General features: G+C 60.0%; 20 protein-coding genes. 12 read left to right on the top strand and 8 right to left on the bottom strand.

Translation table 11 applies throughout. The features are described from left to right. Positions 1-37: 37 nt before the first annotated feature. The 5 genes from lptB to AB4N85_RS26050 are packed head-to-tail and all read right to left on the bottom strand — an operon-like array spanning position 38 to position 3,374. A complete protein-coding gene (gene lptB / locus AB4N85_RS26030; RefSeq protein WP_024011621.1) occupies positions 38-763 on the bottom strand; it encodes an LPS export ABC transporter ATP-binding protein in 726 nt (241 codons plus the stop codon). Continuing rightward, the gene (lptA, locus tag AB4N85_RS26035; RefSeq protein ID WP_016771679.1) at positions 763-1,308 is read right to left on the bottom strand and encodes a lipopolysaccharide transport periplasmic protein LptA; all 546 of its coding nucleotides are present in this window, start codon (positions 1,306-1,308) and stop codon (positions 763-765) included. The genes lptB and lptA overlap by 1 nt, the downstream gene beginning before the upstream one ends. After that, on the bottom strand, positions 1,295-1,867 hold the full coding sequence (gene lptC / locus AB4N85_RS26040) for an LPS export ABC transporter periplasmic protein LptC (protein WP_460066424.1): 573 nt from the start codon (positions 1,865-1,867) through the stop codon (positions 1,295-1,297). Before lptC ends, lptA begins: the two co-directional genes overlap by 14 nt. A gap of 8 nt (positions 1,868-1,875) precedes the next feature. Then, complete coding sequence (locus AB4N85_RS26045) at positions 1,876-2,400, bottom strand: KdsC family phosphatase (protein WP_016771677.1); 525 nt, start codon at positions 2,398-2,400, stop codon at positions 1,876-1,878. Beyond that, positions 2,400-3,374 carry a KpsF/GutQ family sugar-phosphate isomerase gene (locus AB4N85_RS26050; RefSeq protein ID WP_039759372.1) on the bottom strand — a complete coding sequence of 325 codons (975 nt, stop codon included), beginning with the start codon at positions 3,372-3,374 and terminating at the stop codon, positions 2,400-2,402. Before AB4N85_RS26050 ends, AB4N85_RS26045 begins: the two co-directional genes overlap by 1 nt. Positions 3,375-3,646: 272 nt before the next feature. Here AB4N85_RS26050 and AB4N85_RS26055 point away from each other — a divergent pair, with 272 nt between their 5' ends. From AB4N85_RS26055 to hisC, 10 genes are all read left to right on the top strand, one after another. Further along, positions 3,647-4,456, top strand: coding sequence for an ATP-binding cassette domain-containing protein (locus AB4N85_RS26055; protein WP_110646355.1), 810 nt, complete (start codon positions 3,647-3,649; stop codon positions 4,454-4,456). Then, a complete protein-coding gene (gene mlaE / locus AB4N85_RS26060; protein WP_016771674.1) occupies positions 4,456-5,253 on the top strand; it encodes a lipid asymmetry maintenance ABC transporter permease subunit MlaE in 798 nt (265 codons plus the stop codon). Before AB4N85_RS26055 ends, mlaE begins: the two co-directional genes overlap by 1 nt. Next, positions 5,253-5,720 carry an outer membrane lipid asymmetry maintenance protein MlaD gene (gene mlaD, locus AB4N85_RS26065; protein ID WP_016771673.1) on the top strand — a complete coding sequence of 156 codons (468 nt, stop codon included), beginning with the start codon at positions 5,253-5,255 and terminating at the stop codon, positions 5,718-5,720. Before mlaE ends, mlaD begins: the two co-directional genes overlap by 1 nt. A gap of 11 nt (positions 5,721-5,731) precedes the next feature. Next, on the top strand, positions 5,732-6,385 hold the full coding sequence (locus tag AB4N85_RS26070) for an MlaC/ttg2D family ABC transporter substrate-binding protein (protein ID WP_056782946.1): 654 nt from the start codon (positions 5,732-5,734) through the stop codon (positions 6,383-6,385). Continuing rightward, positions 6,382-6,687 carry an STAS domain-containing protein gene (locus AB4N85_RS26075; RefSeq protein WP_252868806.1) on the top strand — a complete coding sequence of 102 codons (306 nt, stop codon included), beginning with the start codon at positions 6,382-6,384 and terminating at the stop codon, positions 6,685-6,687. Before AB4N85_RS26070 ends, AB4N85_RS26075 begins: the two co-directional genes overlap by 4 nt. A 115-nt stretch (positions 6,688-6,802) precedes the next feature. Continuing rightward, positions 6,803-7,042 (top strand): BolA family protein, encoded by a 240-nt coding sequence (locus AB4N85_RS26080; RefSeq protein WP_016771670.1) that lies wholly within the window; start codon positions 6,803-6,805, stop codon positions 7,040-7,042. Positions 7,043-7,064: 22 nt separating this feature from the next. Then, entirely contained in the window at positions 7,065-8,330 is a 1,266-nt protein-coding gene (gene murA / locus AB4N85_RS26085) for a UDP-N-acetylglucosamine 1-carboxyvinyltransferase (protein ID WP_016771669.1), read from the top strand. 128 nt (positions 8,331-8,458) lie between these two features. Then, positions 8,459-9,094, top strand: coding sequence for an ATP phosphoribosyltransferase (hisG, locus tag AB4N85_RS26090; RefSeq protein ID WP_095180378.1), 636 nt, complete (start codon positions 8,459-8,461; stop codon positions 9,092-9,094). Between the two features lie 126 nt (positions 9,095-9,220). Next, positions 9,221-10,558 carry a histidinol dehydrogenase gene (gene hisD / locus AB4N85_RS26095; protein ID WP_041477986.1) on the top strand — a complete coding sequence of 446 codons (1,338 nt, stop codon included), beginning with the start codon at positions 9,221-9,223 and terminating at the stop codon, positions 10,556-10,558. Positions 10,559-10,561: 3 nt separating this feature from the next. Further along, positions 10,562-11,614: a histidinol-phosphate transaminase gene (hisC, locus tag AB4N85_RS26100; RefSeq protein WP_252868807.1), complete on the top strand. Its 1,053-nt coding sequence runs from the start codon at positions 10,562-10,564 to the stop codon at positions 11,612-11,614. Between the two features lie 844 nt (positions 11,615-12,458). Here hisC and AB4N85_RS26105 read toward each other — a convergent pair. The 3 genes from AB4N85_RS26105 to algW all read right to left on the bottom strand — a co-directional run bounded on the left by AB4N85_RS26105 (position 12,459) and on the right by algW (position 16,542). Next, positions 12,459-13,178 carry a DUF4198 domain-containing protein gene (locus tag AB4N85_RS26105; protein WP_252868808.1) on the bottom strand — a complete coding sequence of 240 codons (720 nt, stop codon included), beginning with the start codon at positions 13,176-13,178 and terminating at the stop codon, positions 12,459-12,461. A 12-nt stretch (positions 13,179-13,190) separates the two neighbouring features. Next, positions 13,191-15,296 (bottom strand): TonB-dependent siderophore receptor, encoded by a 2,106-nt coding sequence (locus AB4N85_RS26110; RefSeq protein WP_252868809.1) that lies wholly within the window; start codon positions 15,294-15,296, stop codon positions 13,191-13,193. A gap of 88 nt (positions 15,297-15,384) precedes the next feature. Continuing rightward, positions 15,385-16,542 carry a Do family serine endopeptidase AlgW gene (gene algW / locus AB4N85_RS26115; protein ID WP_252868810.1) on the bottom strand — a complete coding sequence of 386 codons (1,158 nt, stop codon included), beginning with the start codon at positions 16,540-16,542 and terminating at the stop codon, positions 15,385-15,387. Between the two features lie 104 nt (positions 16,543-16,646). Here algW and AB4N85_RS26120 point away from each other — a divergent pair, with 104 nt between their 5' ends. Both AB4N85_RS26120 and cysD read left to right on the top strand, forming a co-directional pair. After that, complete coding sequence (locus AB4N85_RS26120) at positions 16,647-17,405, top strand: Nif3-like dinuclear metal center hexameric protein (RefSeq protein ID WP_024011629.1); 759 nt, start codon at positions 16,647-16,649, stop codon at positions 17,403-17,405. 249 nt (positions 17,406-17,654) lie between these two features. Further along, positions 17,655-18,572 carry a sulfate adenylyltransferase subunit CysD gene (gene cysD / locus AB4N85_RS26125; protein WP_016771664.1) on the top strand — a complete coding sequence of 306 codons (918 nt, stop codon included), beginning with the start codon at positions 17,655-17,657 and terminating at the stop codon, positions 18,570-18,572. Positions 18,573-18,576: the final 4 nt, after the last annotated feature.

An 18,576-nucleotide genomic window follows, 5' to 3' on the forward strand; every position in this document is an offset into this window, starting at 1 on the left:
GATAAATGCGCCTTGAATCGATACAGCGCTGTCGCGCTTACAGGCGGAACTCGTGACCCAGATACACTTCCTTGACCAGATCGTTGGCCAGGATGGTCTCGGCATCGCCTTCAGCGATCAGTTGACCGTCGTTGACGATGTAAGCGGTTTCGCAGATATCCAGCGTCTCACGCACGTTGTGGTCGGTGATCAGCACGCCGATGCCCTTGGCCTTGAGGTGATGGATGATCTGCTTGATGTCGCCGACCGAGATCGGGTCGACACCGGCGAACGGTTCGTCGAGCAGGATGAACTTGGGTGCAGTGGCCAGGGCGCGAGCGATTTCCACCCGGCGACGCTCACCGCCGGACAGGCTCATGCCGAGGTTGTCGCGGATGTGGCTGATGTGGAATTCCTGCAGCAGGCTTTCCAGCTCCTTGCGACGACCGGCCTTGTCCAGCTCCGGGCGGGTCTCGAGGATCGCCATGATGTTGTCGGCGACCGACAGTTTACGGAAGATCGACGCTTCTTGCGGCAGATAGCCGATACCGGCCTTGGCGCGGCCGTGCATCGGCTGGTGGCTGACGTCCAGATCATCGATCAGCACACGGCCCTGATCTGCCTGCACCAGGCCAACGATCATGTAGAAGCACGTAGTCTTGCCGGCGCCGTTCGGGCCGAGCAAGCCGACGATCTGCCCGCTGTCGATCGACAGGCTGACGTCACGCACGACCTGGCGGCTTTTATAGGCCTTGGCCAGGTGCTGAGCTTTCAGAGTTGCCATTACTGGGATTTCTCTTCGGTTTTCTTCTTCGGCTGGATCACCATGTCGATGCGCGGACGCGATTCGGTGACCTTGCTGCCCGTGGCGCGACCGGCGCTGGCCAGCTTCTTCACGGTGTCGTAGACGATTTTTTCGCCCTGGGTGACGTTGTTATCCTTGTCGATAACCTTGGCCTTGTCGATCAGCACCACCCGGTTCTGCTGGGCGTGGTATTGAATCGTCACGCCGTAGCCCTTGACCGGGTTGGCGTCGCCCTGGGTCTGCAACTGCTCGAAGTAAGCCAGGTTGCCTACCGAGGTCACCACGTCGATGTCGCCATTGGGCGCGCGCGTCATGGTCACGGTGTTGCCTTTAACGATCATCGAGCCTTGGGTAATGATCACGTCACCTTTATAGGTGGCGATGCCATTCTTGTCGTCCAGTTGGGCGTCGTCGGCCTGAATGCGGATAGGCTGCTGCTGATCGTTCGGCAGGGACCAGGCGCTCGCGCTTCCCAGTGCTGCGCCCAGACTGAGCAAAATAGGGAGGGTTTTAACGAGCCTCATACTGTCCTCTTACGTTCGATTGCAGGTGTATCCTGCTGTCCTTCAGGTACGCTTTCATTCCGACGCCAGTCGATACGCCGCCAGCGCCCTCGATTCTAACGGGTTGCGCGGTCTGCGCATATTCTTGCTGCGGGAACACGGTCATGCGGGCGCTGGTGATCAGGGTGCCGCGCTGTTTCTCGTCGGTGCGCTGTACGCGTACCGAATCGATCAATTCAACTTCGGTGCCGCCCGAATTCACTTCGCCGCGCTCGCTGGTCACGTGCCACGGGAAGTCGGTGCCGCGGTACATGTTCAAATCAGGCTTGGTTACCAGAGTGACATCGGTGGCCTTGACGTGCTCGGCCTTGTCGGAGGTCATCTCGTACTGCACCTTGCCGTCGGGCAGGTATTGAATGGTGTGCGTGTTGGTCGCGTACCAGTCGATCGGATTCTCGGCGGCCGAGACCGGCGGCTTGTCGAGGAAGCGCTCAGGGCTGATGTTCCAGTAGCCCACCGCAGCGAAAATCGCCGCGATGCAGCCGAACAGCAGGAAATTGCGAAACTTTTTGCTAAACATGGTCAGGCTCACAGGTACGCGGCGTTGGCCGCTTCGAGGCGGCCCTGGGCGCGCAGGATCAATTCGCAGAATTCGCGGGCGGCACCTTCGCCGCCACGGGCGCGGGTAACGCCGTGGGCGTGTTCGCGGACGAAATCGGCAGCGTTGGCCACCGCCATGCCCAGCCCTACACGGCGGATCACCGGCAAGTCTGGCAGATCGTCACCGAGATAGGCGACTTCTTCATAGCTTAGGCCCAGTTGCGCGAGCAGACCGTCGAGTACCACCAGTTTGTCCTCGCGCCCCTGAAACAGATGCGGGATGCCGAGGTTTTTCGCGCGGCGCTCGACCACCGGGGTCTTGCGACCACTGATGATCGCCGTCTGCACGCCGGCATTCATCAACATCTTGATGCCCTGGCCGTCGAGCGTGTTGAAGGTCTTGAACTCGCTGCCGTCTTCGAGGAAGTACAGGCGCCCGTCGGTGAGCACCCCGTCGACGTCGAACACTGCCAGTTTGATCGCTTTGCCGCGTTGCAGCAGATCGTTGCTCATTACATGACTCCTGCGCGCAGCAGATCGGAGAGGTTGAAGGCGCCGATCGGGCGATCCTCCTCGTCGACGACTACCAGGGCGTTGATTCGATGGTCTTCCATGATTTTCAGGGCTTCGGCGGCGAGCATGTCGGGCCGGGCGGTCTTGCCGTGTGCAGTCATCACCTGGTCGATGGTGGCGCTGCGGATGTCGATGGCGCGATCCAGCGTGCGGCGCAAATCACCGTCGGTGAAGATCCCGGCGAGCTTGCCGTCAGCTTCAAGGATAGCGGTCATGCCCAGACCTTTACGAGTCATCTCCATCAGCGCGTCTTTGAGCAGGGTGCCGCGTTGTACTTGCGGCAGCTCCTGCCCGGCGTGCATGACGTTTTCGACTTTCAGCAGCAGGCGACGGCCAAGGGCGCCGCCCGGATGCGAAAAGGCAAAATCTTCAGCGGTGAAACCACGCGCTTCCAGCAAGGCCACGGCCAGAGCGTCGCCCATGACCAGCGCGGCCGTGGTCGAAGAGGTCGGTGCCAGATTCAACGGACAGGCTTCGTGCTCGACATGCACATTGAGATTGACCTCCGCAGCCTTCGCCAATGGCGACTGCGGATTACCGGTGACGCTGATCAGCTGGATGCCGAGGCGTTTGATCAATGGCAGCAGCGTCACGATTTCGTTGGTCGAGCCAGAGTTCGACAGGGCCAGAATCACATCGTCGCGGGTGATCATGCCCATGTCGCCGTGGCTGGCTTCGGCCGGATGCACAAAAAACGCCGGAGTGCCGGTGCTGGCCAGGGTGGCGGCGATCTTGTTGCCGATATGCCCGGATTTACCCATGCCGACCACGACCACGCGGCCCTTGCTGGCCAGAATCATCTCGCAAGCGCGTACGAAATCGGCGTCGATATGGGCCATCAAGCCTTGGACGGCTTCCACTTCGAGGCGGATGGTGCGTTGTGCCGATTGAATCAGGTCGCGGGTTTTGCTCATGTCAGAATCGTATGGGCCGATGAAAAGGCGGCGATTATAGCGGTTATGTGGCAAAGCCTCACGCAAGTTCGACGTGCTTTGTCATTACTGGTTACCAAAACCCTCTGAAACTCGCTCGGGCCCTCTTCAGTCGGCGATCTTGGCCGGGTTCTCGCTTGGGCGCTCAGCCTTTGCAGTGATATAGTTCGCCGCCAGTTCGGCCTGCCCGGGATGCAGGTGTTTCCGAGGAAAGTCTGGCATCCCAGTGAGAGGCTGCATCGCAAGGAGTTTAGATGAGTGCCGATAACGCCTACGCGGTCGAGCTGAAGGGAGTCTCCTTCAAGCGCGGTGCGCGGAGCATTTTCAATAACGTCGATATCCGCATCCCGCGCGGCAAGGTCACCGGCATCATGGGGCCTTCCGGCTGCGGCAAGACCACGCTGCTGCGCCTGATGGGCGCACAGTTGCGGCCGTCCGCTGGCGAGGTCTGGGTCAACGGGCAGAACCTGCCGACGCTGTCGCGCAGTGATCTGTTCGATGCGCGCAAGCACATGGGCGTGCTGTTTCAGAGCGGTGCGCTGTTCACCGACCTCGATGTGTTCGAGAACGTGGCCTTTCCGCTGCGGGTCCACACCCAGTTGCCGGAAGACATGATCCGCGACATCGTCCTGCTCAAATTGCAGGCGGTGGGCCTGCGTGGTGCCATCGAGCTGATGCCGGACGAACTGTCCGGCGGCATGAAGCGCCGCGTGGCGCTGGCCCGGGCGATTGCCCTCGATCCGCAGATTCTCATGTACGACGAGCCCTTCGTGGGCCAGGACCCGATCGCCATGGGCGTGCTGGTGCGCCTGATCCGCCTGCTCAACGATGCTCTGGGCATCACCAGCATCGTGGTTTCGCACGATCTGGCGGAAACCGCGAGCATTGCCGACTACATCTATGTAGTGGGCGATGGTCAGGTGCTGGGCCAAGGCACACCGGATGAGCTGATGAATTCCGATGATCCGCGTATCCGCCAGTTCATGACCGGTGATCCCGATGGCCCGGTGCCGTATCACTTTCCAGCGACGGATTACCGCGCAGATCTTCTGGGGAAGCGTTGATGCGCAGAATTTCATTGATGGAACGCGTGCGTCGGTTCGGCGAATCGGCGATCGACGCGGTCGCGGTGTTTGGTCGGGCGACCCTGTTCCTGTTTCACGCCCTGCTGGGCCGTGGCGGTATCAGCGGTGGTTTCGGCCTGCTGGTCAAGCAGCTGCATTCGGTCGGCGTCATGTCGCTGGTGATCATCGTGGTCTCCGGCATTTTCATCGGCATGGTCCTGGCGTTGCAGGGCTTCAGCATTCTTTCCAGCTATGGTTCAGAGCAGGCGGTGGGGCAGATGGTCGCCCTGACGCTGCTGCGTGAACTGGGGCCGGTGGTCACCGCCTTGCTGTTTGCCGGGCGCGCCGGTTCGGCGTTGACCGCCGAGATCGGCAACATGAAATCCACCGAGCAGTTGTCCAGCCTGGAAATGATCGGTGTCGATCCGCTCAAGTACATCATTGCCCCTCGCCTGTGGGCCGGCTTCATTTCCCTGCCGGTGCTGGCGATGATCTTCAGCGTCGTCGGCATCTGGGGCGGTTCGTGGGTGGCAGTCGACTGGCTGGGCGTCTACGAAGGCTCGTACTGGGCGAACATGCAGAACAGCGTGAACTTCACCAGTGATGTGCTCAATGGCGTGATCAAGAGTGTCGTTTTCGCCTTTGTCGTGACCTGGATCGCCGTATTCCAAGGCTATGACTGTGAGCCCACTTCCGAGGGGATCAGTCGTGCCACCACCAAGACCGTGGTGTTTGCCTCGCTGGCAGTGCTCGGCCTGGACTTTATTCTGACCGCTTTGATGTTTGGAGATTTCTGATGCAAAACCGCACCCTGGAAATCGGTGTCGGCCTGTTCCTGCTGGCAGGGATCCTGGCTTTGCTGCTGCTCGCCTTGCGCGTCAGCGGCCTGTCTCCGACTTCGTCCACCGACACTTACAAGTTGTATGCATATTTCGACAATATCGCCGGTCTGACGGTCAGAGCCAAAGTGACCATGGCCGGGGTGACCATCGGCAAGGTCACCGCAATCGATCTGGATCGCGACAGCTTCACCGGTCGGGTCACGCTGCAAGTGGATAAAAAGGTCGACAACCTGCCGGTCGATTCCACAGCGTCTATCCTCACCGCGGGTCTGCTGGGCGAGAAATACATCGGTATCAGCGTCGGCGGCGAAGACACCCAGTTGAAAGACGGTGGAACCATCCACGACACGCAGTCGTCACTGGTACTGGAAGACCTGATCGGTAAATTCCTGCTCAATACCGTTAGCAAAGACGCCAAATGAGGAGCTTTTGAATGATCTCTATCTTGCGACGTGGCCTGTTGGTGTTGCTCGCGGCCCTGCCGTTGATGGCTAACGCTGCACCGGGGCAATCGGCTCATGACCTGATTCAGGACACCACGAACCGGATGCTTGCCGACTTGCAGGCAAACAAAGAGAAGTACAAGCAGGATCCGCAGGATTTCTATGCGGCGCTCAACAACATTGTGGGGCCAGTGGTGGATGCCGAGGGCATCTCCAAAAGCATCATGACCGTGAAGTATTCGCGCAAGGCCACGCCTGAGCAGATGCAGCGCTTTCAGGAAAACTTCAAGCGCGGTCTGTTCCAGTTCTATGGCAACGCTCTGCTGGAATACAACAACCAGGGCATCACGGTTGACCCGGCCAAAGACGAATCGGGCGACCGCACCAGCGTCAACATGACCGTCAAGGGCAGCAATGGCGCGATCTATCCGGTGCAGTACACGCTTGAGAAGATCAGCGGCGAGTGGAAACTGCGCAACGTGATCATCAACGGCATCAACATCGGCAAGCTGTTCCGTGACCAGTTCGCCGACGCCATGCAACGCAATGGCAACGATCTGGACAAGACCATCGATGGCTGGGCCGGTGAAGTGGCCAAGGCCAAGCAGGAAACCGACAAAGCCGCCGCGAAGCCAGCGCAATGAGTGAGGCGGCAGTTCGCATGAGTGATGTCGACGAGCTGGTGCTCAGCGGCGTGCTGGATTACCGCACCGGGCCTGAGCTGCGCAAGGAAGGGCAGGCGCTGATCAAGTCGAGCAAGGCGTCGGCGCTGGTCATCGATTGTTCGGCGGTGCAGAAGTCCAGCAGCGTCGGCCTGTCGTTGCTGCTGTGCTTCACGCGCGATGCCCAGGCGGCCGGCAAGGCCGTCAGCATCCGTGCGATGCCTGAAGACATGCGCGAAATCGCTCAGGTCAGTGAACTGACCGAGCTGTTGGCGCAACCCTGAACCATCATCTACAAAGAAGCCCCCCGTCAGAGTCCTGCGTTGCGGGGTTCGCAGGCGCGGGGCTTTTTTGTATGATGTCCGACCCGTGCGCACAGGGCGCCGATTGAGGTTGAGCATGCAGGCCGTAGAAGTGAAGAGCTTCCTTGAAGGAAAGCTGCCAGGAACGCTGGTAGAAGTTGAGGGCGAAGGCTGCAACTTCCAGCTGAACGTGATTAGCGATGAACTGGCGGCGTTGAGCCCGGTGAAGCGTCAGCAGCAGGTCTATGCCCATTTGAACCCATGGATCACCGATGGCAGCATCCATGCGGTCACTATGAAATTTTTCAGCCGCGCGGCCTGGGCCGAGCGCACCTGAGCCCTAGGGCGTCGAGATACTAATGGATAAATTGATTATTACCGGTGGCGCTCGTCTTGATGGCGAGATCCGCATTTCCGGCGCGAAGAACTCCGCCCTGCCGATTCTGGCCGCGACCTTGCTGTGCGATGGCCCGGTCACCGTTGGCAACCTGCCGCACCTGCACGACATCACCACCATGATCGAGCTGTTCGGGCGCATGGGCATTGAGCCGGTAATCGACGAGAAGCTCAGCGTCGAAATCGACCCGCGCACCATCAAGACCCTGATCGCGCCGTACGAACTGGTGAAAACCATGCGTGCGTCGATCCTTGTGCTCGGCCCGATGGTCGCGCGTTTCGGTGAAGCCGAAGTCGCACTGCCTGGCGGTTGCGCCATCGGTTCGCGTCCGGTCGACCTGCACATCCGCGGCCTGGAAGCCATGGGCGCGGTCATCGACGTCGAAGGCGGCTACATCAAGGCCAAGGCACCTGAAGGTGGCTTGCGCGGCGCGCACTTCTTCTTCGACACCGTCAGCGTGACCGGTACCGAGAACATCATGATGGCCGCTGCACTGGCCAAAGGCCGCAGCGTGTTGCAGAACGCCGCGCGCGAACCTGAAGTGGTCGACCTGGCGAACTTCCTCAATGCCATGGGCGCCAAGGTTTCCGGCGCCGGCACAGACACCATCACCATCGATGGCGTCGAGCGTCTGGGTTCGGCTTTCTACAAAGTCATGCCTGACCGTATCGAAACCGGCACCTATCTGGTCGCTGCTGCCGTGACCGGTGGCCGCGTCAAGGTCAAGGACACCGATCCGACCATTCTCGAAGCGGTACTGGAAAAGCTGCGTGAAGCCGGTGCGGAAATCACCTGCGGTGAAGACTGGATCGAGCTGAACATGCACGGCAAGCGCCCGAAGGCGGTCAACGTGCGCACCGCGCCGTACCCGGCGTTCCCGACCGACATGCAGGCCCAGTTCATCTCGCTCAACGCCATTGCCGAAGGTACTGGTGCGGTGATCGAGACAATCTTCGAAAACCGCTTCATGCACGTGTACGAGCTGCACCGCATGGGCGCGCATATCCAGGTTGAAGGCAACACTGCCATCGTCACCGGTATCGAGAAGCTCAAGGGCGCGCCAGTCATGGCCACCGACCTGCGCGCATCGGCCAGTCTGGTGATCTCGGCGCTGGTTGCCGAAGGCGACACGCTGATCGACCGCATCTACCACATAGACCGTGGTTACGAGTGCATCGAAGAAAAACTGCAAATGCTGGGTGCCAAGATCCGTCGCGTTCCGGGCTGATCGCTGCATCGGGACACAGGGACGTGTCCGCTGAATTCGTTTCGAGTCGAGGGTGTACGCACCCTCGATGTGTGTCCGGCGCCGATTGCGACCGGGCATGAGTACCTTGATAAGGACTGACGTTTCCCATGTTGACCATCGCACTGTCCAAGGGCCGCATCCTTGACGACACTCTGCCGCTTCTCGCTGAAGCGGGCATCGTGCCGACCGAGAATCCGGACAAGAGCCGCAAGCTGATCATTCCCACGACCCAGGACGACGTGCGTCTGCTGATCGTGCGTGCCACCGACGTGCCGACCTATGTCGAGCATGGCGCGGCCGACCTCGGCGTCGCCGGTAAGGACGTGCTGATGGAATACAGCGGCCAGGGCCTGTACGAGCCGCTGGACCTGCAGATCGCCCAGTGCAAGCTGATGACCGCCGGCAAGATCGGCGCGGTCGAGCCCAAGGGCCGTCTGCGCGTGGCGACCAAGTTCGTCAACGTTGCCAAGCGTTATTACGCCGAGCAGGGCCGTCAGGTCGACATCATCAAGCTGTACGGCTCGATGGAACTGGCGCCGCTGATCGGGCTGGCCGACAAGATCATCGACGTGGTCGACACCGGCAACACCCTGCGCGCCAACGGCCTGGAGCCACAGGAACTGATCGCCACGATCAGCTCGCGTCTGGTGGTCAACAAGGCTTCAATGAAAATGCAGCACGCCCGAATCCAGGCGTTGATCGACACCCTGCGCAACGCAGTGGAATCGCGACACCGCGGCTGATCTACCAGCGCGGCCCGAGGCCGCGCCGTCTATCCGCCTCATAGCCAGAATTCTCAGGTGCCCAAGCGGATCGAATGCTAGTTTCGGGCGCCTGAGTTTTTTGCCAATTCCTATGAGGCTCTCGCTATGACCGCACCGACTGCAATTCGCCGACTCAACGCTGCTGACCCGGATTTCGCGCATCATCTGGATCATCTGCTGAGCTGGGAAAGTGTGTCTGACGACTCGGTCAATCAGCGCGTGCTCGACATCATCAAGGCTGTGCGCGAGCGCGGTGACGCGGCGCTGGTCGAGTTCACCCAGAAGTTCGACGGTCTTGAAGTCGCCTCGATGGCCGATCTGATCCTGCCGCGCGAGCGTCTCGAACTGGCCCTGACCCGCATCACGGTGCCGCAACGCGAGGCCTTGGAAAAAGCCGCCGCCCGCGTGCGCAGCTATCACGAAAAACAGAAGCAGGATTCCTGGAGCTACACCGAGGCTGACGGCACGGTGCTCGGCCAGAAAGTCACGCCACTGGATCGTGCCGGCCTGTACGTGCCAGGTGGCAAGGCTTCGTATCCGTCGTCGGTATTGATGAACGCGATTCCGGCGAAGGTGGCCGGCGTGACCGAAGTGGTCATGGTCGTGCCGACCCCGCGCGGTGAAATCAACGAGCTGGTGCTGGCCGCTGCCTGCATCGCCGGTGTCGACCGCGTGTTCACCATCGGCGGCGCGCAAGCGGTTGCCGCACTGGCGTACGGCACCGAAAGCGTGCCGCGTGTCGACAAGGTTGTCGGCCCGGGCAACATCTACGTCGCCACGGCCAAGCGTCATGTGTTCGGCCAGGTCGGCATCGACATGATCGCCGGCCCTTCGGAAATTCTTGTGGTCTGCGACGGCCAGACCGATCCGGACTGGATCGCCATGGACCTTTTCTCCCAGGCCGAGCACGACGAAGACGCGCAAGCGATTCTGGTCAGCCCCGATGCCGAGTTCCTCGACAAGGTAGCCGCGAGCATCGACAAACTGCTGCCGACCATGGACCGCGCGACCATCATCGAAACTTCGATCAATGGCCGTGGTGCGCTGATCCAGGTCACTGACATGGCCCAGGCCATCGAAGTCGCCAATCGTATCGCCCCGGAACACCTGGAGTTGTCGGTCGCCGATCCACAAGCCTGGTTGCCGCAGATTCGTCACGCCGGTGCGATCTTCATGGGCCGCCACACTTCCGAAGCGTTGGGCGATTACTGCGCCGGTCCGAACCACGTGTTGCCGACTTCCGGCACCGCGCGGTTCTCCTCGCCGCTTGGCGTCTACGACTTCCAGAAGCGCTCGTCGATCATCTTCTGCTCCGAGGCCGGCGCTTCCGAACTGGGCAAAACTGCATCGGTACTGGCCCGTGGTGAATCGCTGAGCGCCCACGCGCGCAGCGCCGAATACCGCATCAAAGACCAAGACTTTCTGAAAGGGCAGGGGAACTGAGCGATGAGTAAATTCTGGAGCCCGTTCGTCAAGGATCTGGTGCCCTACGTGCCGGGCGAACAGCCGAAGCTGACCAAACTGGTCAAGCTCAATACCAACGAAAATCCGTATGGCCCGTCGCCAAAAGCGCTGGCGGCGATGCAAGCCGAACTCAACGACAACTTGCGCCTGTATCCGGACCCGAACAGTGATCTGCTGAAAAACGCCGTGGCCGAATATTACGGCGTGCAAACCAGTCAGGTGTTCCTTGGCAACGGTTCGGACGAGGTGCTCGCGCACATCTTCCACGGTCTGCTGCAACACGATCAGCCGCTGCTGTTCCCGGACATCAGCTACAGCTTCTATCCGGTCTACTGCGGTCTGTACGGCATTGAGTTCGATGCGGTGCCACTGGATGCACAATTCCAGATCAGCCCGGCCGATTACGCCAAACCGAATGGCGGGATCATTTTTCCCAACCCGAACGCCCCGACCGGATGCCTGCTGGCGCTGGACGCCGTCGAGAAAATCCTCAAGGCCAGTCCTGATTCGGTCGTGGTCGTCGACGAGGCGTACATCGACTTCGGCGGCGAGACGGCGATCAGTCTGGTGGACCGCTATCCGAACCTGCTGGTGACGCAGACGCTGTCCAAGTCACGCTCGCTGGCCGGCCTGCGTGTCGGTCTGGCGGTAGGGCATCCGGACCTGATCGAAGCGCTGGAGCGGATCAAGAACAGCTTCAACTCCTATCCACTGGATCGTCTGGCGATTGTCGGCGCGGCGGCGGCTTTTGCCGATCGCGAGTATTTCGACAAGACCTGTCGTCAGGTGATAGAGAGCCGCGAATGGGTGGTGGCGCAGTTGCAGGCTAAAGGCTTTGAAGTGCTGCCGTCGGCGGCCAACTTCATCTTCGCTCGCCACCCGCAGCATGATGCGGCGGGCCTGGCGGCCAAGCTACGCGAGCAGGGCGTGATCGTGCGGCACTTCAAGCAGGAACGGATTGCGCAGTTCTTGCGGATATCGGTGGGTACGCCGGAGCAGAATCAGGCGTTGATCGAGGGCCTTGGCGACCTCTAAAAGCAAAAGCCCCTCACCCTAGCCCTCTCCCAGAGGGAGAGGGGACTGAATGGGGAATATTGCAGAGGTTCACCGACTTGAACGATTTGTATTGAATCCATAATCAACTCGGTCTTTCAGGTCGATGTATCCCGCAAGACAACTCGGTCGGCCCCCTCTCCCAGAGGGAGAGGGGACTGAATGGGAATATTGCAGAGGTTCACCGACTTGAACGATTTGTATTGAATCCATAATCAGCTCGGTCTTTCAGGTCGATGTATCCCGCAAGACAACTCGGTCGGCCCCCTCTCCCAGAGGGAGAGGGGACTGAACGGGGAATATTGCAGAGGTTCACCGACTTGAACGATTTGTATTGAATCCATAATCAACTCGGTCTTTCAGGTCGATGTATCCCGCAAGACAACTCGGTCGGCCCCCTCTCCCAGAGGGAGAGGGGACTGAATGGGAATATTGCAGAGGTTCACCGACTTGAACGATTTGTATTGAATCCATAATCAACTCGGTCTTTCAGGTCGATGTATCCCGCAAGACAACTCGGTCGGTCCCCTCTCCCAGAGGGAGAGGGGACTGAATGGGAATATTGCAGAGGTTCACCGACTTGAACGATTTGTATTGAATCCATAATCAACTCGGTCTTTCAGGTCAATGTATCCCGCAAGACAACTCGGTCGGCCCCCTCTCCCAGAGGGAGAGGGGGCTGAATGGGAATATTGCAGAGGTTCACCGACTTGAACGATTTGTATTGAATCCATAATCAACTCGGTCTTTCAGGTCGATGTATCCCGCAAGACAACTCGGTCGGCTCCCTCTCCCGCCGGGAGAGGGCTGGGGTGAGGGTGTGCTTTTATTCGTGATGCGGCTCGCCAACGAATGTCAGCGAACTGAACAACCCACGACTGTCCACATCCACACTGTCCTTCACCGGCACTTCAACCTGCGCCGCAATCACATTCAACCCTTCATTACGCACCAGCACCTGCGCACGCCCGTCCTTGTCGGTCTCGGTGCTCAGGGTGTTTGGCGCGCTGCGATAGTCGCCATATAACTTCACCCCTGCCGCCGGTTTGCCATCGAGCAGCACCCGCACCGGTAACGATTTGCCCGGCCCGACCGTCAGCGGATCGACCTCCGGCAGGATCAGCAGTTTGATCTGGTCCAGTTTCGGCAATTTCGCCCCCGGCTGATAGATCGCCAGGCTGTACTTGAAGGTCTGCGTGGCCTCGGTGGCGCCGGGCACTTTGCTGCGTCCTTCGTTGATCCACTTCTTGTCCGCCGTCTGCGACCACATGCCATTATTCAGCGCCACGGCCATCAGCGCCGGCGGCTTCAATGGTTTCAAACGGGCATGATCGGCCAGGCGCTCGACGCTGACCGGGATCATTTTGCCGCTTGCGTCATAAGCCCAGGCACCGCTGACTTTTTGTGCCTTGAAGGCGTTGTCTTCGGCGCCGTGACCGTAGACCACTTCGATGTTGCCGCGTCGTTCCTCTGTCCACAGGCCGTGGGCCGACACTTGCCCGGTGAAGAGCGCAGCGATGAGCAGAAGGGATTTGCCGTAGTGCATGGTGACGTCCTTTTACAGGTTGAGTGTCAGGCTGACGGTGAAATTGCGTGGCTCGCCGGGGTTGACCCAGTAGTTGCTGTAGGAGCGCTCGTAATATTTCTCGTCGAAGACGTTGTTCAGGTTGAGGCCGACCGTTACGTTGTCGCTGGCCTTGTAGTGCGCGAGCAAGTCGACGGTCTGGTAGGCCGGCAATTCGAAGTCGCTGCCGGATTCGCCCGAGCGATCGCCAACGTAGGTGAACGCTGCGCCGACGTCTGAACCGCGCAGACGGCCATCCTGAAATTCATAAACACCCAGCAGACTGCCGCTGCGTTTGGCCACGCCGAGGATGCGGCTGCCTGTGGCAATGGTCGCGTCGCCCTTGGTCACCTCGGCGTCGATGTAGGCGAAGGCGCCGATGACCCGCACCGCGTCGGTCACCTGGCCGCTCACTTGCCAATCGAAACCCTGACTGCGCGCCTTGCCCATGGCGCGGCTGGTGTCGGTGCCCGGATCGAGGGCGAGGACGTTTTCCTTGTCGATGTGGAAGAAGGCGAGGGTGCTGCTCACCCGCTCATCGAAGAGTTCGTTTTTGATCCCCACTTCGTAACCGACACCTTCTTCCGGGTCGAAGGATTTGCCCGATGCATCCAGGCCGTTGTTCGGTTTGAACGAAGTCGAGGCGTTGGCGAACAGGCCGGTATTAGGCGTGAGCTGATAGAGCAGGCCGGCGCGTTGAGTCAGCGCGTCGTGGCGTTGCTGACTTTTGGCGTTGCGGCTGTGATCGTCGATGCGCTGATCGAAGTGCTCGAAGCGCGCGCCGACCATGCCGCGCAGCTTGTCGGTGAAGATGATCTGGTCCTGCAGATTCAGCGCATGACTTTCAACGTGCTCGAAGAAGTCGGTGCCCGAGCGTGCGCCGTTGGGTTTCGGCTGGCCGTAAACCGGCTTATAGATGTCGATGGCGTAGGGGCCGCCAGCAATGGTGGTGACGCGTTCGTCCTTGCGGTAGTTCTCGTACTCGGTGCCGATCAGCAATTCATGCTGCCACGGCCCGAGATCGAACAGACCGCGCAGTTCCAGTTGGGTGATGCTGTCGTGCCAATTCGTATCGCGTTCGCGCAAGCGGCGGTTGACCGTGTGGCCGTCGGCGTTCAGCGCGCGTTGTTCCGTGGCGTCGCCCCAGAGCTTGCCTTCCTTGTAGTGGCTGGCCAGACGCAGTTTCCAGCTGTCGTTCAGATGGTGTTCAAGAGTGGCCTGGAGCAGGTTGTTATGGTTGTCGATGTTGCCGTCGTTGGGCTCGCCCAAGAACGTCGAGCGCGATACGCCGCTCCATTTGTTGTTCGGCGCCACAACGCCACGATCGAACGTCGAGTTGTGACGGACGATTTCGCTCTCCACCAGCAGCGATGTGTCCGGGCTCAACTGCCAACTGATCGAGGGCGCAACGAAGACCCGCTGGCTGTCGACGTGGTCGCGAAAGCTGTTGTTGTCTTCTACGGCGAGGTTGATGCGCGAGAGCACATCGCCCTGATCATCGAGGGGTGTGTTGACGTCCAGCGCGGTGCGGTAGCGGTCCCAACTTCCGGCGCTGGTTTGCAGGGTGGTGAACGCTTCTGGCTGCGGTTTCTTGGTGACGATGTTTACCGTGCCGCCAGGATCGCCCCGACCGTAAAGGCTGGCGGCCGGGCCTTTGAGCACTTCGATGCGCTCGATATTGGTCGCATCCGGCGTGCTCGGGTAACCGCGATTGGCGCTGAAACCGTCTTTGTAGAACTCGGACGTGGTGAAGCCGCGCACGCTGTATTCGTAAAGGGTCAGGCCGCCGAAGTTGTTCTGCTTCGATACGCCGCCAGCAAAATCCAGTGCACGTTCGACGCTGCTGCTGCCCAGATCCGAGAGCACACTGGCCGGGACCACGCTGATGGCTTGCGGAATATCGCGAATCGCCGTGTCGGTTTTGGTCGCACTGGCGGAGCGAGTCGCGCGATAACCGCTGACCGGGCCGGTGGGTGATTCGTAGTCGGAAGTGACGCTGATGGCTTCCAGCTCAACGGGCTGCGGCTCATCGGCGAAGGCGGGATCGCAGAGCAAACCCAGAGTCAGGCCCAACAGCGAGGCCTTTTTGCGAGACGACATGTTATGTTGTTCCAATTGCCAGAATTGAAACAATATAACATGCCTGTTGAGAATGTCTGTTATTCGCGCCACTGGCGCGAAAACATTTTTACTCTTCTTTTTCTTTCATCGGTGCCGGCGGTGGACGCAGGCCGATTTCGGCCGTCAGCTTCAGTTCCTTGCCGTTGCGCATGACCTGAATTGTCACCTTGTCGGTCGGTTTGATCCGCGCCACCTGGTTCATCGAGCGGCGACCATCGCCGGCCGGCTCGCCATCGATGCTCAGAATCACATCGCCCAGTTGCAGGCCGGCTTTCTGCGCCGGGCCGTCACGGAAGATCCCCGCGACGACAATCCCCGGACGCCCGGACAAGCCAAACGACTCCGCCAGTTCCTGAGTCAGCGGTTGTACTTCGATGCCCAGCCAGCCACGAATCACCTGGCCGTGCTCGATGATCGACTTCATCACTTCCATCGCCAGTTTCACCGGAATGGCAAATCCGATGCCTTGCGAGCCGCCGGACTTGGAAAAGATCGCCGTGTTGATTCCGGTGAGGTTGCCGTTGGCATCGACCAGCGCACCGCCGGAGTTGCCCGGGTTGATCGCCGCATCGGTCTGGATGAAGTCTTCGTAGTTGTTCAGGCCCAACTGATTGCGGCCGGTGGCGCTGATGATGCCCATGGTCACGGTCTGACCGACGCCGAACGGGTTGCCGATGGCCAGCGCAACGTCGCCGATGCGAATGCTGTCGGAGCGGCCGACGGTGATTGCCGGGAGGTTTTTCAGGTCGATCTTCAGGACAGCCAGGTCAGTCTCCGGATCGCTGCCAATCACCCGTGCGAGTGTTTCGCGACCATCCTTCAACGCGACGACTATCTGATCGGCGCCGCTGGTGACGTGGTTGTTGGTGAGAATGTAGCCTTCCGGGCTCATGATCACCCCGGAACCGAGGCTCGATTCCATGCGCTTCTGTTTCGGCGAATTGTCACCGAAGAAGCGGCGGAACTGCGGATCCTCGAACAAGGGATGCGCCGGTTTGTTGATGACCTTGGTGGTGTACAGGTTGACCACCGACGGCGCGGCGATGCCCACCGCATCCGCATAGGACACCGGCCCCTGTTGCACGATCGTGGTCTGTGGCGCCTGTTGCAGATTGACGTCGAGGCTCGGCAGCCCGACCCACTCGGGGTAACGCTGAATAATCAACAGAGCGATAAGCACACCGGCCAACAGCGGCCAGCCAAAAAAACGCAGCGCCTTGAGCATTAAGCACGTTCCTGGAAAGGTTGCAGGCGAGGTCAGACCGCCCATAATGTCGCGCATTATACGAGGCCGCGCGCGCCTCTGAACGGGATATTTAGGAGTCTTTCATGGCCGTTGCCCTCAGCACCCTCGTCGAAGAAGCCGACCGTTACCTGGGCAGTGCGAAAATTGCCGATTATTGCCCCAACGGATTACAGGTCGAAGGCCGCCCGCAAGTGATGCGCATCGTCAGTGGCGTCACCGCCAGCCAGGCTTTATTGGACGCCGCCGTCGAAGCCGAGGCCGACCTGATCCTGGTCCATCACGGGTATTTCTGGAAAGGCGAAAACCCCTGCGTCACCGGCATGAAACAGCGCCGCTTGAAAACCTTGCTCAAGCACGACATCAGTCTGCTCGCTTATCACCTGCCGCTGGATCTGCACCCGGACGTTGGCAACAACGTGCAACTGGCGCGTCAGCTCGACATCACTGTTGAAGGGCCGTTGGACCCGAGCAACCCGAAAGTCGTCGGGCTGGTCGGTTCGCTGAATGAGCCGATGACCGCACGGGATTTCGCGCGCAAGGTTCAGGAAGTCATGGGCCGCGAGCCGCTGCTGATCGAAGGCAGCGGCATGATCCGCCGCGTCGGTTGGTGCACCGGCGGCGGCCAGGGTTATATCGATCAGGGCGTGGCGGCGGGGGTCGATCTGTTCATCAGCGGCGAGGCCTCCGAGCAGACTTTCCACAGTGCGCGGGAAAACGACATCAGCTTCATCGCCGCCGGCCATCACGCCACCGAACGCTATGGCGTGCAGGCGCTGGGCGAGTATCTGGCGAAGCGCTTTGCCCTTGAGCACATCTTCATCGATTGCCCCAACCCGATCTGAGCTCACCGCAAACTCCTGTGGGAGCGAGCCTGCTCGCGAAGGCGTCAGACCTTCAATACAAAGGTGCCTGACACTCCGCCTTCGCGAGCAGGCTCGCTCCCACGTTCGGCCCTGACGGCCGAACTGGTGGGCATATTCATATACCCTTTCGATCTAGTTGACGTCCTGATTAGAAGAGGTCGCTGTGCTAGGATTCCTCGCTCGAACACGGCCCGCTGGCCGTTCATAAGAAAGCTTTCGTGAGTAGCCATGGTCGACAAACTGACGCATCTGAAACAGCTGGAGGCGGAAAGCATCCACATCATCCGCGAGGTGGCCGCCGAGTTCGATAACCCGGTGATGCTGTACTCCATCGGTAAAGACTCCGCCGTGATGCTGCACCTGGCACGCAAGGCGTTCTTCCCGGGCAAACTGCCGTTTCCGGTGATGCACGTCGACACCCGCTGGAAATTCCAGGAAATGTACAAGTTCCGCGACAAGATGGTCGAAGACTTGGGCCTGGACCTGATTACCCACATCAACCCCGATGGCGTGGCGCAGAACATCAACCCGTTCACCCACGGCAGCGCCAAGCACACTGACATCATGAAAACCGAAGGCCTGAAACAGGCACTCGACAAGCATGGTTTCGACGCAGCGTTCGGCGGCGCCCGTCGCGATGAAGAGAAATCCCGCGCCAAAGAGCGCGTGTACTCGTTCCGTGACAGCAAGCACCGCTGGGACCCGAAAAACCAGCGTCCCGAGCTGTGGAACGTCTACAACGGCAAGGTCAACAAGGGCGAATCCATTCGTGTGTTCCCGTTGTCGAACTGGACCGAGCTGGACATCTGGCAGTACATCTATCTCGAAGGCATTCCGATTGTGCCCCTGTACTTCGCCGCCGAACGCGAAGTGATCGAGAAGAACGGCACGCTGATCATGATCGACGACGAGCGCATCCTCGAGCACCTGTCCGATGAAGACAAAGCGCGCATCGTGAAAAAGAAAGTGCGGTTCCGCACCCTTGGCTGCTACCCGTTGACGGGCGCGGTGGAGTCCGAGGCCGAAAGCCTGACGGACATCATTCAGGAAATGCTCCTGACGCGAACTTCCGAGCGCCAGGGCCGGGTCATCGACCACGATGGCGCAGGCTCGATGGAAGACAAAAAACGTCAAGGCTATTTCTAAGGGG

This window comes from Pseudomonas sp. H1_G08, from assembly GCF_054681355.1.